The organism is Mycetocola sp. Y171 (assembly GCF_056713165.1).
On the sequence record NZ_JBWYGX010000001.1, the window covers coordinates 750,095 to 763,529 of the forward strand.

A 13,435-nucleotide genomic window follows, 5' to 3' on the forward strand; every position below is an offset into this window, starting at 1 on the left:
GACAATCATGTACACGCTCTCAGCACTCTCGAAAACCTACATTCAAGGCAAGACCACCATCACTGCCCTCAACCGGGTCGACCTCACCATCCCCGACGGGCAGATGGTCGCCGTGCAGGGGCCGACAGGGGGTGGCAAGTCGACGCTCCTGCAGATGCTCGGTGCCCTCGACCGGCCGAGCTCCGGGAAGATCGTCTTCGGAGACAGCGACCTCAGCTCGCTGCCGGAATCCGGACTCACGGCGCTCAGGGCCCACAAGGTCGGAATCGTCTTCCAGAGCTTCAACCTCATTCCGACACTCAGCGCCCAGGAGAACGTCGAGATGGCCCTCGTTCCACTCAGGCTCCCCGCCGCGGAGCGTGCCCAGCGGGCGGTCGAAGCCCTCGCGTCGGTCGGGCTCGCCGACCGCGGCAGCCACCGGCCTGCCGAGTTGTCAGGAGGGCAGCAGCAGCGGGTCGCCATCGCCAGGGCCATCGTGAAGAAGCCCTCCGTACTCCTGGCGGACGAACCGACCGGCGCACTCGACGAGGACACCCGCGACGACATCATGGGCCTGCTCGAGAGGCTGTGGGCGGAACTCGGGCTCACCCTCATCATCGTCACGCATGACTCCGCGGTCGCGAAACGCGCCCAGCGTCGGCTGCACATCAAGAACGGTCAGGTGAAGGACATCACCTAGGCACACCAGGGAACATTAGGGAACGCGACGGATGCCGTCGGCCAGCCGGCCGGCGGCATCCGTCATTCGAATCCGATGGAAGAGATAGTTGACTTACATCCACCATTGAATTTATAGTTGATGTCAGTCAACTTTTCGGGGCGCAACGGCGGGCCTCCCTTCTCTATGTTCTGGAGTTCCCGTGTCCACTTCCCTTTCCACCGGCGCAGACGCGCCCGTCATGAACCACCGGCAGGTGCTCGAGGCGTTGTCCGGCCTGCTGCTCGGCATGTTCGTCTCGATCCTCGCCGGCACCGTGGTCTCGACCTCGCTGCCGCGGATCATCTCCGACCTCAACGGTGACCAGGCGGCTTTCACCTGGGTCGTCACGTCCACCCTGCTGGCGACGACCGTGTCGACGCCGATCTGGGGAAAATTCGCCGACCTGTTCAACCGAAAGCTGCTCATCCAGCTGTCGCTCGTGCTCTTCGTGGTCGGTTCGGCCCTCGCCGGGTTCTCGCAGGACACCGCCACTCTCATCACCTTCCGCGTGTTCCAGGGACTCGGAGCGGGCGGCCTCACTGCGCTCAGCCAGATCATCATGGCCGACATCATCAGCCCGCGTGAGCGCGGCAGGTACATGGGACTCTTCGGCGCCGTCATGGCCGTCGGAACCATCGGCGGCCCTCTCGTCGGCGGCATCATCACCGACAGCTTCGGCTGGCGCTGGAACTTCTTCGTCGCTCTCCCGTTCGCCATCGCGGCCATCATCCTTCTGCAGAAGACACTGCACCTGCCCAAGCGCGCGAAGCAGGCCAAGGTGCGCATCGACTACCTCGGTGCTGCGCTCATCGCCGGTGGCGTCTCCCTCCTGCTGATCTGGGTCACCATGGCCGGCAACCAGTTCGAGTGGGCCAGCTGGAACACGGCCTGGATGGTCGGTCTCTCCGTCATCCTGCTCGTCGCAGCCGTGATCGTCGAGCTCAACGTCGCCGACCCGATCATCCCGATGTCGCTGTTCAAGAACCGCACCTTCACCCTCTCGGTCATCGCGTCCATCGCGGTCGGTGTCGCCATGTTCGGCACCTCGGTGTTCCTCGGCCAGTACATGCAGCTCGCCCGAGGCGCCACACCGACCGAATCCGGCCTGCTGACCCTTCCGATGATCGGCGGACTGCTCATCACCTCGACGGTCGTCGGCAACCTGATCAGCCGGTTCGGCGTCTGGAAGCCGTACATGATCGCGGGCTCGATCGCCCTCGCTGCCGGGATGTTCCTCATGGGAACCATCCAGTACGACACGAACTACGTCCTCGTCTCCGTGTACATGTTCGTCCTCGGCTCCGGCGTCGGAATGGTCATGCAGAACCTCGTACTCATCGTGCAGAACGCGGTCGACATCAAGCAGCTCGGCGTCGCGAGCTCAGGGATCGCCTTCTTCCGCAGCCTCGGCGGCACCATCGGCGTCTCGGTGATGGGCGCCGTCCTCGCCAGCCAGGTCACAGGGCTCCTCTCCGACAAGGCGGATGCCTTGCAGGCCGCGATCGTCAAACTCGGCGCACCAGGGGCCGCGATCGCCGAATCCCTTCAGAGCGGCACGATCCCGAAGGTCAACGAACTGCCTGTCGGCGTCCGCACGATCATCGAGTCGGTCTACGGACAGGCCGTCGCCGACATCTTCCTGGTGGCCGCACCGCTCGCCATCGTCACCCTCGTCGCGATCATCTTCCTGCCGAACCTCAGCCTCGGCACGAAGACCGCGATCGAGCGGATGGCCGACGGGAAGACCGCCGCTGTCGACGCGGAAGAGATCCTCGTCGACGTGTCGACGGCATCCGTCGCCGTGGTGCGCGAGACTGGCCATGACGCCCGGATCGACACGGATGCCGTGGCAGGCACAGAGCGGAACCCACGATGACAGAGACCAGCGATGGCACGATAGACATCGACACAGCCATCGGCGACGTGGAACACGAGTTCAGCCTGATCTTCAACCGGGTACGCGGTCTCATGCGGGAGCGGGCAGAGCAGGTCCACCCCGACCTCCAGCCCCTGGGCTATAAGGTGCTGTCGTCGCTGGTCAGGGGTGGACGGATGCACGCCGGAACGATCGGCGAGTTGCTGATGACCGACAAGAGCACGATCAGCCGCACGGTGAAACAGCTCGAAGAGCTGGGACTCGTCGTGCGGGAGGCCGACCCGGAGGACGGCAGGGCAACCTACCTGGCGGCATCCGAGGTCGGAGCCGAGCGGGTCACCAGCATCAGGACACATGGCCAGGAGCTGTGGCGTTCACGGCTGGCCGAATGGGACACCGCAGACCTCACCCGCCTGACCGAGCTTCTCGCCAAGGTCAACGAGTCGATCTGACCCTCAGTCCCTGGGGTCGCGCCAGGAGTGCTTCGGCGAGTAGTCGAGGATCCGGCGAGCCTTGTCTATCGAGAGCAGCGTCTCGTGTTCGCCCACCTCGCGCGTCACGGGGACGTCGGGGAAGACCTCGGCGATGAGCTCGGCGTTCGGGCGATCGGACACGGTGTCCGCGGCCGCGATGATGAACCGATCGAACCCGACGGTCTCCAGTTCGAGTGCGCGGAGCACCGCTTGCGCGCCGTCCCGTCCGTCGATGTAGCCCCAGAGGTTCCACTTGCGGTTCTTCGCATCGCCGTCGTAGGAGGGGAAGGCCGCGTAGTCGGCCGGATCCATGACGTTGGAGAAGCGCAAGGCGACGATTTTGAGATCGGGATGCCAGCGGACCAGTTCGATGGCCATCTGCTCCTCGAGGTGCTTGACCAGCGAGTAGGTGCTCTCCGGCCGCGCCGCGTAGTCCTCGTCCACCGGGATGTACGGCGGCGGAACGTCGAACGGAAGACCGAGCACGGTCTCGCTCGACGCGTAGACGACGTTGCGGATCCCTGCACGAATCGCAGCGTGGAACACGTTGTAGCTGGCCAGGATGTTGTTGTGGAACGTGGCGACGTCGCTGGTGATGCCTGGCGCCGGGATGGCGGCCAGGTGCACGATGGCGTCGAACCCGCCGTGCTGGTCGTCGACCCCCATGATCGCGTCCACGGTCTGCCCGTAGTCGGTGAGGTCGACCCTGACGAAGCCCGGCCCACGTTCTCCGTGAGCGTCGAGGTTGATGACCTGAAGGCCGGCGTCGCGGAGTTCCCGCACGACGGTCTTGCCGAGTTTTCCTGATCCGCCTGTGACTGCAATTCTCATTCCCCCAGTCTGGTCCATCCGGCCGTGCAGGGAATGGGATTGCCGGAGACGTGGTTGGCTTGCTACATGCAACTCGTTCTCTACACCTCCGCATTCTGCGCACCGTGTGCCCAGGCGCGGTCGGTGCTCGCGGATGCCGCCCGTCTCGTTCCGCAGGCGACGGTCATCGAGCGCGACGTGGCCAGGGAGAACGTGCTGGCTGCTGACGACGGCATCCGGATCACCCCGACGGTCATCGTCCTCGACGACGGCGGCACCGAGGTCTTCCGTGCGACGGGCGTCCCGACACTGAATCAGATGCTCACGGCGGCCGCGCAGGCCCTGTGACCACACCGGGGTGCCATCGTTCGGAGATTTTCGACGCAACGGCATCTCCGAGCCGAGATCTGGCCCTTTCGCGCCGTTTCTCCGAAGTTGCGGACGGGAACCCCCACCCCACCACGCGTGGGGCGCGCCGAGGGAGTCGCGCTGGCGGGCGTGTCGCCCGAGCGGAGGCAGAATAGAGGGGTGCCAACCACCTACCTCGACCGATTCGTCGCTGACTCGACGGACCGGGTCGCGTGGCTCCGGGCACGGTCTCGGGGAATCACGGCCACGGATGTCGCCAGGCTCTCCGGCCCGGCGGCCATCGACGCTGTCGCGACCGAGAAGCTCGGCGGAGGCAACGGGTTCTCCGGCAACGCGTTCACCGATCACGGGCGGGCACGCGAGCCCGAGATCGCCCGCTGGGTCGCTGCCACCCACGGCATCGCGCCGTCGTCGGCGCTCTTCCACGCCGAGGTGGAGAGACGGCATCTGGCAACACCTGACGGTCTCGCGGTGACGGCATCCGGCGCTCTCGTCCTCGCCGAGATCAAGACCACCACGAAGCCCTGGCGCTCGGTCCCGCGCAACTACCTGCGTCAGATCTGGTGGCAGCAGTATGTCCTCGGAGCCGAGCGCACGCTTGTGGTCTGGGAGGAGCACACCAATTTCGTTCCGGTGGGCGAGGAGCCACGCTGCCGCTGGATCGACCGCGACGAGAAGGAGATCGGCAAGCTGGTCGGTCTCGCCAACAACCTCATCGACGAGCTGCACCGCCGGACGACGCGCGTGTCGCGCTATCTGGTGAACGACGACCCGTACGACATCCCGTAGCTCAGGCCGCTCCAGCCCTGGAGCGCAGGGTTCGCCTGCTCAGCCAGACGACGCCGGCCCCGGTGAGCAGGATGACCGAAGCGATGGCGATGATGTAGATCACCACGGCGCCGTAGCCTCCCGGCTGGCCCGGGTTCAGGAACGGGTACGGATACCAGTCGGTGATCGCGCCCCTGAGCATCGTGTACAGCGACCAGAGGACCGGATAGACGGCGAGAACCCAGAGCCGGTTCCAGGCCACAGGTGTCCGGCCGGGCGAGAAGAGCCAGACGAGCACCATGTAGATCGGCGCGATGAGGTGGAGAACCTCGTTCGACCAGCCCAGGGTCGACGCCTGATCGAGCGATACCTGGCGCAGCAGCAGGTTGTAGACGACGCCTGTGGTCGCCATGTAGGTGACCGTCGCGGCGAGGGCGAGGTTGAACCAGGCCGGATCGATCGGGCGGGTGAAGCAGAACCATGCTCCGACGAGAAGACTCGCTGCGGCGAGGACGTTCGACTGGATGGTGAAGAAACTGAAGAAGTTCACGAGGAAGAACGGCACGTCCGGCAGGTCGAAGCTGAGGCTGTAGACCAGCTGGGCGATGATCGCGGCCAGGATCACGCCCGCCGCGACGATGCGGATGACGCCGAAGACTTTGCGCATGCGCACACCCTATCGCCGCTCCCAGCGGTTGCTGCGGAACTGTTAGCGATGCGGGAACGGAGCCGTAACACCGTCGACTCATTGCGGGAGTTAGCTGGGGGCATGGCAACGACGACTGGGGGCTCACATGCGTGAGGGTGTGGGGATGACGTGGCAGACTCGGGGCATGACGGCCACAAAGGATGAGATGCCAGCGGGCTCCGCAGGCGAAACGGTCCCGGAGACCATGCTCGCCGCGGTGATCGATCGGACCGGTGAACCTGACGTGCTTCACCTCGCGACGGTGCCGACGCCGGCGTCGTACGTCTCCGAGTTCGTCGTTCGCGTCGTCGCAGCGGGTATCAACCCGACCGACGCGAAGACCAGGTCAGGCGGAGGCGTGTCATCGGGCATCAGCTACCCCGCCATCCTCGGTAACGATTTCAGTGGCGTGGTGGTGAAGTCTCCGTACGAGGCGCATCCGCTCTCCCCAGGAACCGAGGTCTACGGAATGGCGATGGTCCCGCGGATGCCGGGCACGTACGCCCAGTACCTCGCGGTGTCAAGCCTCTCAGTGGCCAGGAAACCGCCGAGCCTCTCCCATGTCGAAGCCGCAGGCGTCCCGCTCGCCGCTCTGACCGCATGGGGGATGGTTGTCGAGGTCGCCAAAGCGCACCAGGGCCAGAGGATGCTCATCCACGCCGGCAGCGGGGGCGTCGGTCACTTCGCCGTACAGTTCGCGCGATACTTCGGCGCACACGTCATCGCGACGGGGTCCGGCCGCAACCAGGACTGGCTCCGCGAACTCGGGGCCGCCGAGGTCATCGACTACACGACGACGCGGTTCGACGACGTCCTCAGCCACATCGACGTCGTCATCGACCTGATCGGCAACGTCCACGACGACACCGGCAGCCGATCGCTGTCCGTCCTCAACCCCGGCGGACTGATCGTCAATGCGCCCACCGGGAGCTGGCCCACCTTCCTCGACGAGGCGGCGGCAGCAGGCGTTCGCGCGACGACGTACAAGGTGGCGCCTGACGGAGACGCCCTCTCGACGATCACACGGCTGCTCGAGTCAGGTGACGTGCGGGTCTTCGTCGACCAGGTCTTCGACCTGGCGGATGCCGCTGACGCGCACCGCGCGCTCGAATCCGGTCACACGCGCGGAAAGATCGTCCTCACCGTCCCTGCGCACTGATCGGCTGGGCGCCGAGCAAGGTCAGAGTGAGCGTTCCATGACGAAGTCATTCTCCAGCTGGGTGCCGAGCCTGAAGGACTTCTTCCCGACGATCCGGAAGCCGCTCTTCTCGTAGAAGCGAACGGCACGGCCGTTCTGCTCGTTGACACCGAGCCAGACACCGGCCGCGCCGGTCTCCGCTGCGGCGTCGAGGGTCGCGGCGATCAGTGGTGCCGAGACGCCACGGCCATGTGAACCCGCCAGGACGTAGACCTTGCTCAGCTCGATGGTCGGCACAAGAGTGAGGGATGCTGCGACGTCGGCGTCCGCCGGATCGCCGAGGATGAGCATCGTGTACCCGCACATCCCGTCAGAGTCCTCCGCCACCATGATGGTTCGACCGTCGTCGGCGAGGTAGTCGGTGAAGCGTTCGGCGGTGAGGTGCGTGGCGATGAAGTCCGCGATGTCCTCCGGCGCACTCCCGGGCGGGCAGGCGAGCGGAAAAGTCGCCTCCGCCAGCTCAGCCAGCCCTGCGGCATCCGTCACCACTGCGCGTCTCACGTTCACATCCACCCGTCCACTTTATGTGCACGAGCGCGCGTCCACGGCACGCAAAAAGGGCCCCGCGAAATCGCGGGGCCCTTTCGGTCAGTCCGAACGGACTAGATGCTGTTGATATCCATCGGGATGCCAGGACCGAAGGTGGTCGAGACGGTGCCCTTCAGGATGTAGCGGCCCTTCGAGGAGGACGGCTTCAGACGGTTGACCTCTTCGAGGGCCGACTGGATGTTCTCGTTGAGCTGCTCGGGAGCGAACGAGGCCTTGCCGACGACGAAGTGCACGTTGGAGTGCTTGTCGACGCGGAACTCGATCTTTCCACCCTTGATCTCGGAGACAGCCTTCGCGACGTCGGGGGTCACGGTGCCGGTCTTCGGGTTCGGCATGAGGCCGCGGGGTCCGAGGACCTTACCGAGACGACCGACCTTGCCCATGAGTTCAGGGGTCGAGACGGCGGAGTCGAACGAGGTGTAGCCAGCGGCCACCTTCTCGATGAGCTCGTCGCCACCGACCTCGTCAGCGCCTGCCGCGAGAGCGGCCTCTGCTGCTGGACCCGTTGCGAACACGATGACGCGGGCGGTCTTACCGGTGCCGTGAGGAAGGATCACGGTACCGCGGACCATCTGGTCTGCCTTGCGGGGGTCGACACCGAGCTTGAGAGCAACCTCGACGGTCGAGTCGAACTTGGCTGAGCCGGTCTCCTTGGCGAGTGCGACTGCCTCTTCTGCGGTGTAAACCTTGTCAGTGCCGATTTTCTCGGCTGCGGCCCGGTAGGCCTTTGACTTCTGTGCCATGTGAATTTCTCCAATTCGAGAATGTGGTCATTTGCGCCTGGCCGGCGCTGCCACGGTATAAATCTGGAGGCCGCGAGCGGAGCCCGGGACCTGAGGCCGCGAGCGAAGCTCGTGACCGTGAGAGCTCTACGCCTCTGTGGTGATTCCCATGGAACGTGCGGTTCCGGCGATGATCTTCGAGGCAGCCTCGATGTCGTTCGCGTTGAGGTCGGCCATCTTGACTTCGGCGATCTCGCGGACCTGCTCCTTGGTGAGCTTTGCGACCTTGACGGTGTGCGGGGTTCCTGAACCCTTGGCAACGCCTGCAGCCTTCTTGATGAGCTCAGCGGCCGGAGGGGTCTTGAGGATGAACGTGAACGAACGGTCCTCGTAGACGGTGATCTCCACCGGGATGACGTTGCCGCGCTGGGCTTCCGTCTGAGCGTTGTACGCCTTGCAGAACTCCATGATGTTCACGCCGTGCTGACCCAGGGCCGGGCCGATGGGCGGGGCGGGGTTGGCGGCGCCGGCCTTGATCTGAAGCTTGATCAGACCAGTAACCTTCTTCTTCGGTGCCATGTTTCTTCCTTCTTATTGGGTTTCGAGCTCCCGTCAGTTGACGGATGCTCTCCCGCCGGCCCGGTTGGGCCGCGGTGGATAGGGAAATCTAGAGTTTCGTGACCTGGTCGAAGCTGAGCTCGACCGGGGTCTCGCGCTCGAACAGGGAGACGAGGACGGTGAGCTTTCCGCTCTCCGGCTTGATCTCGCTGATCGAACCGGGAAGGCCTGCGAACGAGCCTTCCTTGATCGTGATGGTCTCGCCGATCTCGAAGTCGACCTCGGCAGGGATGGCGCGGGGGGTCTGGCCGCCCTTACCTCCACCGGTCTTCGCCGGAGCGGTGTCCTTGACCTCGACGAGGCTCTTCAGCATGTTGAAGGACTCTTCGAAGCGCAGAGGCGTCGGGTTGTGGGCGTTGCCCACGAAGCCGGTGACACCGGGCGTGTGACGGACGACCGACCAGGAGTCCTCATTGAGGTCCATGCGGACGAGCACGTACCCGGGGATGCGCACGCGGGTGACCATCTTGCGCTGGCCGTTCTTGATCTCGACGACATCTTCCATCGGAACTTCGACCTGGTAGATGTAGTCGGCGACGTCGAGCGAGCCCTTGCGCTGCTCGATGTTCGCCTTGACCTTGCGCTCGAAGCCGGCGTAGGAGTGGATGACGAACCACTTGCCAGGGAGGCTGCGCAGTTCGGCGCGGAAGGCGTCATAGGGGTCGACGTCTGCCGGCTCTCCGGCGTCGGGCTCTTCACCGGTGTACGGCTCGACCTCGGGCTCTTCGGAGGCTTCCTCTTCTGCTTCGATCTCGACCTCGTCTTCGATCGCCTCAGCGGCGGCTTCGACCTCGTCGGCCTCATCGATCTCGAGTGCGTCGTCGACGACGGCGTCAGCTTCGGGGTCGTTGGCTTCGGCCAGGGCGTCGAGGACGGCATCCAGGTCGATCGTCTCGTTGGAGTCCTCGACGTGCAGGGCCTTGTGCTCTGCGGCGTCTACTGAGTTTTCCTCGGCGGCCAGCACGTTGCCCTCCTGTGCTTCGTCTTCCTCGCTGGACTGCTCAGCAGCAGTTGCCCAGTCGACGTCGTCCAGATTTCTCTCAGACACCTAAATCTCATTCCTCTTTGCTTGTGGGGTGGCCATGTTCACTGCCACCGTCCGCGTTGTCGATCACTGTCGATCGGATGCCACCTGGTTGTTACGAGGCGGGAGTCCCGAAGACGAAGATCACGAGCCAGCTGAACAGCTGGTCCAGGCCATACACGAGGGCCATCATGATCACGACGAACACGAGTACGACGCCGGTGTAGCTGAACAGCTCTTTTCTGGTCGGAGTGACGACCTTCTTGAGCTCAGCGATGACCTGCTTCAGGAACAGGATGATCCCGGCAAAGGGTCCGCGCTTTTCCGCACGTTCCTTCTTCGCGGCTGCGACGATTTCCTCGCTCGGTTCGTCGATAACTTTTCGGGCCACCTGGTTACACCTTTCGTGTGTCGGCATTCAGGACGTTCAATACCGACGCGCAGGGCGGACAGGACTCGAACCTGCAACCTGCGGTTTTGGAGACCGCTGCTCTACCAATTGAGCCACCGCCCTAGACCCGGATATTTCCCGGTCAGGGAGCGAAACCTGACGCACTTCTTCTTGCTGTTCTTTCGGGTCCGCTGCGGGATTGCCTGAAAAATAGGCGCAAAAAAGCTTGGCAGATTTCAACTACCTCGACAAGTGTACGCGACGATCGGGGCTCAGCAAAAACCACTCCTGCGCCCGCGGGACGCCGGCGAAATCGCCCCGACCTTTACAGCACAGACCCCACGGACTACTATTTCCTATAGGATCTTTTCTCGCTGCTCTAAGTGCAGCGCACACCCCTCGAACTGCAACGGAGCAATCATGCCGACTGACACGCCCAGCTATACGGCAGAGACCTGGCCCATCGCCACCTGTCTCCACGCGTTTCCGCCCGTCGACAAGCAGGGTCTTGCGATGCACGACGCCCCGGCGGAGGTCTGGGACGACATGTTCGCGCAGGTCGCCGACGTGGGCTTCACCCTGGCCGAGCTCGCAGACAGCCATGTCCGCCCCGCAGACCTCGAGCCGTCGCGCCGTGATGAGTTCCTCTCCATCGCGAAGTCGCACGGCGTCGGCATTCCGTCAGTCCACCTTCAGCGCCAGAGTGTGATCATGCCGGGCTCGGAAGAGAAGAACCTCGCATACGCGCACCGCACGATCGATGCCGCCGCCGAGTGGGGCATGGAGGTCTTCTCCACAGGACTCCATCAGCCCTTCAGCGCCGCACAGAAGAAGGCACTGTGGTTCTGGACGGCCGAAGGCCCGAAGGACCCGGATGACCGCGACGTGTGGGACACGGCGGTCAAGCGCATCCGCGAACTCGGCGAACACGCAGCATCCGTCGGCCTGCCGCTGTCGCTCGAGATGTACGAGGACACCTACATCGGCACCGCTGACAGCGCAGTCCGCTTCGTCGAAGCCGTCGGTCTCGACAACGTCGGCATCAACCCGGACGTTGCGAACCTCATCCGTCTGCACCGCCCGGTGGAGGACTGGCGCGAACTCTTCGCGAAGACCCTGCCATACGCGAACTACTGGCACGTGAAGAACTACACCCGAGACGAAGCGGTGGACGGCAGCTGGTTCACTTCGGTTCCTTCGACGATGGAAGCGGGGCTCATCAACTACCGCCAGGTGTTCCGCGACGCGCTCGCTCTCGGTTACAACGGCATCATCCTCGCCGAACACTACGGCGGAGACAGCCTCGGCATGTGCGCCACCAACCAGAAGTACATCCGCTCACTTCTTCCCAAGGCATAGGAGAAAATCATGACCAACCGCATCATCGCCGTCGTCGGCTCGGGATACATGGGCGGAGGCATCGCCCAGGTGCTCGCGCTGTCCGGAGCGACCGTCCGCATCGCTGACATCTCCGAAGAGATCGCCACGAACAACTATGAGCGCCTCATCGATGAGGCCCGCCAGTTCGTCGCCGACGGCCTGTTCCCCGCGGATGCCGTCGAGCGCATCCAGGCCAACCTCTCACCGTCCGCATCCATCGAAGAAGCTGTCGCAGACGCCGACTTCATCGAGGAAGCCGTTCCCGAGAAGATCGAGATCAAGCACGCCACCCTTCGCCGAATCAGCGAGGCGGCGCGGGCAGACGCGATCATCGGTTCCAACACCTCGACGATCCTCATCAGCTCTCTCGCCGAAGCCGTGATCAACCCCGAGCGGTTCCTCGGGGTCCACTTCTCGAATCCCGCCCCGTTCATCCCGGGCGTCGAACTCATCCCCCACGAGACAACCGACCCTGCGGTGATCTCCGTGGTCGAGGAGATCGTCGCGGCAACGGGTAAGGAAACCGCGCGGGTCAAGGATTCAACCGGCTTCGTCCTCAACCGGCTCCAGTACGCGCTGTTCAGCGAGGCGACCCAGCTCGTCGAAGAAGGCGTCGCCACCGCCGAAGACGTCGACACGATCGTCCGCACGACGTTCGGCTTCCGTCTGCCGGTCTTCGGACCGTTCGCAATCGCCGACATGGCGGGTCTCGACGTGTACGCCTTCTGCTACGAGTCCATGCAGACCCGCTGGCCGGAACGTTTCGCAACGCCGAAGTCGCTCGCCGAGCTCGTCGACGCCGGCAAGTTCGGCACCAAGACGGGCGCCGGCTACCTCGACGTCCCCGCCGAGCGCACCGCAGAACTCGTCGCATACCGCAACAAGGCATACGTGGCCATCAAAAAGCTCATGGACGAGCTCGGCCCAGCACCCATTCACCCTTCGAACTGACGATCGGATCAGAATCATGGCAACACCATTTCCTGAGTCCCGCACGGTCATTCTCACTGGCGCGGCGTCACCCCGCGGGATCGGTCGGGCCTCAGCCCACTACCTCGCAGAACGGGGGTGGAACATCGGCATCATCGACCTCGACGCGGATGCCGCCTCCTCCGTCGCGACAGAGATCGCCGAGCAGCACGGCGTCGACGCCGCCGGCGCCGGCGCCAATGTCGCTGACGAATCCCAGGTGCGCGCCGCCTTCGACACGCTCGAGGCGGCACTGCCTCAGGTGGTCGCACTCGTGAACCTCGCCGGGGTCTCGTCGCCGGTTCCCTACCTCGAGGTGACCGCAGAAGAGTGGAACCGGGTCATGGGTATCAACATGAACGGAGTCCATTTCGCGACCCGTCGCGCTGTGGAATCCATGGTCACGAGCGGGGTCGGCCGTGTGGTCAACCTCTCTTCCGTCTCGGCCCAGCGTGGCGGCGGAACGTTCAGCAAGACCGCGTACTCCGCAGCGAAGGCCGGCGTCATCGGCTTCTCCAGGAGTGTCGCCCGCGAGCTCGGTAAGGACGGCATCACCGTCAACGTGATCTCGCCCGGCCCGATCGACACGGACATCATGGGCGGAACACTGACCGAGGAACGCAAGGAAGCCATGGCTGCCGACGGCGTTCTCCCCCGCATCGGTACACCGCGTGACATCGCGGCTGCCATCGCGTACCTCATCAGCGAGGACTCCGGATTCGTGACGGGCCAGACCCTGAACGTTGACGGCGGCCTCTACATGCATTGAAGGAGACCATCATGACTGGCGCAACAGGCCCCTGGTCCAAAGGACGCATCCTCTTCCTCGCCATCGGGATCATTCTCGTCGGCGTCGGAATCTGGCTGATCGCCCCGAGCTTCCTCGGCTGATCGACTCCG

Annotated in this window: 16 protein-coding genes and 1 tRNA gene; 9 read left to right on the forward strand and 8 right to left on the reverse strand. The window is 64.4% G+C overall.

Features of this window, described 5'->3' with window-relative positions:
• The first annotated feature begins 7 nt into the window (after positions 1 to 7).
• The 3 genes from AC1M2K_RS03505 to AC1M2K_RS03515 all read left to right on the forward strand — a co-directional run bounded on the left by AC1M2K_RS03505 (position 8) and on the right by AC1M2K_RS03515 (position 3,028).
• Complete coding sequence (locus AC1M2K_RS03505; RefSeq protein ID WP_480238031.1) at positions 8 to 679, forward strand: ABC transporter ATP-binding protein; 672 nt, start codon at positions 8 to 10, stop codon at positions 677 to 679.
• 220 nt (positions 680 to 899) lie between these two features.
• Entirely contained in the window at positions 900 to 2,576 is a 1,677-nt protein-coding gene (locus AC1M2K_RS03510) for an MDR family MFS transporter (RefSeq protein WP_480240797.1), read from the forward strand.
• Positions 2,573 to 3,028: a MarR family winged helix-turn-helix transcriptional regulator gene (locus AC1M2K_RS03515; RefSeq protein WP_480239857.1), complete on the forward strand. Its 456-nt coding sequence runs from the start codon at positions 2,573 to 2,575 to the stop codon at positions 3,026 to 3,028. The genes AC1M2K_RS03510 and AC1M2K_RS03515 overlap by 4 nt, the downstream gene beginning before the upstream one ends.
• 3 nt (positions 3,029 to 3,031) lie before the next feature.
• On the opposite strand, the gene AC1M2K_RS03520 is transcribed toward AC1M2K_RS03515, so the two are convergent.
• The gene (locus AC1M2K_RS03520; protein WP_480239858.1) at positions 3,032 to 3,880 is read right to left on the reverse strand and encodes an NAD-dependent epimerase/dehydratase family protein; all 849 of its coding nucleotides are present in this window, start codon (positions 3,878 to 3,880) and stop codon (positions 3,032 to 3,034) included.
• Between the two features lie 66 nt (positions 3,881 to 3,946).
• Here AC1M2K_RS03520 and AC1M2K_RS03525 point away from each other — a divergent pair, with 66 nt between their 5' ends.
• Positions 3,947 to 4,207 (forward strand): thioredoxin family protein, encoded by a 261-nt coding sequence (locus AC1M2K_RS03525; protein ID WP_480238034.1) that lies wholly within the window; start codon positions 3,947 to 3,949, stop codon positions 4,205 to 4,207.
• Between the two features lie 150 nt (positions 4,208 to 4,357).
• A complete protein-coding gene (locus AC1M2K_RS03530) occupies positions 4,358 to 5,017 on the forward strand; it encodes a YqaJ viral recombinase family protein (protein WP_480240798.1) in 660 nt (219 codons plus the stop codon).
• 1 nt (position 5,018) lies between these two features.
• On the opposite strand, the gene AC1M2K_RS03535 is transcribed toward AC1M2K_RS03530, so the two are convergent.
• Positions 5,019 to 5,663, reverse strand: coding sequence for a Pr6Pr family membrane protein (locus AC1M2K_RS03535; protein WP_480239859.1), 645 nt, complete (start codon positions 5,661 to 5,663; stop codon positions 5,019 to 5,021).
• Positions 5,664 to 5,829: 166 nt separating this feature from the next.
• Here AC1M2K_RS03535 and AC1M2K_RS03540 point away from each other — a divergent pair, with 166 nt between their 5' ends.
• Positions 5,830 to 6,843 (forward strand): NADP-dependent oxidoreductase, encoded by a 1,014-nt coding sequence (locus AC1M2K_RS03540; RefSeq protein WP_480239860.1) that lies wholly within the window; start codon positions 5,830 to 5,832, stop codon positions 6,841 to 6,843.
• 21 nt (positions 6,844 to 6,864) lie between these two features.
• Here AC1M2K_RS03540 and AC1M2K_RS03545 read toward each other — a convergent pair whose 3' ends face one another.
• From AC1M2K_RS03545 to AC1M2K_RS03570, 6 genes are all read right to left on the reverse strand, one after another.
• Complete coding sequence (locus AC1M2K_RS03545) at positions 6,865 to 7,383, reverse strand: GNAT family N-acetyltransferase (protein WP_480239861.1); 519 nt, start codon at positions 7,381 to 7,383, stop codon at positions 6,865 to 6,867.
• Between the two features lie 101 nt (positions 7,384 to 7,484).
• Entirely contained in the window at positions 7,485 to 8,174 is a 690-nt protein-coding gene (rplA, locus tag AC1M2K_RS03550; protein ID WP_480238038.1) for a 50S ribosomal protein L1, read from the reverse strand.
• A 126-nt stretch (positions 8,175 to 8,300) separates the two neighbouring features.
• On the reverse strand, positions 8,301 to 8,732 hold the full coding sequence (gene rplK, locus AC1M2K_RS03555) for a 50S ribosomal protein L11 (protein WP_480238039.1): 432 nt from the start codon (positions 8,730 to 8,732) through the stop codon (positions 8,301 to 8,303).
• A gap of 88 nt (positions 8,733 to 8,820) precedes the next feature.
• On the reverse strand, positions 8,821 to 9,819 hold the full coding sequence (gene nusG, locus AC1M2K_RS03560) for a transcription termination/antitermination protein NusG (protein ID WP_480238040.1): 999 nt from the start codon (positions 9,817 to 9,819) through the stop codon (positions 8,821 to 8,823).
• A 91-nt stretch (positions 9,820 to 9,910) separates the two neighbouring features.
• Positions 9,911 to 10,186 (reverse strand): preprotein translocase subunit SecE, encoded by a 276-nt coding sequence (gene secE / locus AC1M2K_RS03565; RefSeq protein ID WP_480238041.1) that lies wholly within the window; start codon positions 10,184 to 10,186, stop codon positions 9,911 to 9,913.
• A gap of 50 nt (positions 10,187 to 10,236) precedes the next feature.
• Positions 10,237 to 10,309 (reverse strand) — tRNA-Trp (locus AC1M2K_RS03570).
• Between the two features lie 297 nt (positions 10,310 to 10,606).
• Between AC1M2K_RS03570 and AC1M2K_RS03575 the strand changes: the two genes are divergently transcribed.
• The 3 genes from AC1M2K_RS03575 to AC1M2K_RS03585 are packed head-to-tail and all read left to right on the forward strand — an operon-like array spanning position 10,607 to position 13,304.
• Complete coding sequence (locus tag AC1M2K_RS03575; protein ID WP_480238042.1) at positions 10,607 to 11,545, forward strand: sugar phosphate isomerase/epimerase family protein; 939 nt, start codon at positions 10,607 to 10,609, stop codon at positions 11,543 to 11,545.
• Between the two features lie 9 nt (positions 11,546 to 11,554).
• Entirely contained in the window at positions 11,555 to 12,517 is a 963-nt protein-coding gene (locus AC1M2K_RS03580; protein ID WP_480239862.1) for a 3-hydroxyacyl-CoA dehydrogenase family protein, read from the forward strand.
• 16 nt (positions 12,518 to 12,533) lie between these two features.
• On the forward strand, positions 12,534 to 13,304 hold the full coding sequence (locus AC1M2K_RS03585) for an SDR family NAD(P)-dependent oxidoreductase (protein WP_480239863.1): 771 nt from the start codon (positions 12,534 to 12,536) through the stop codon (positions 13,302 to 13,304).
• Positions 13,305 to 13,435: the final 131 nt, after the last annotated feature.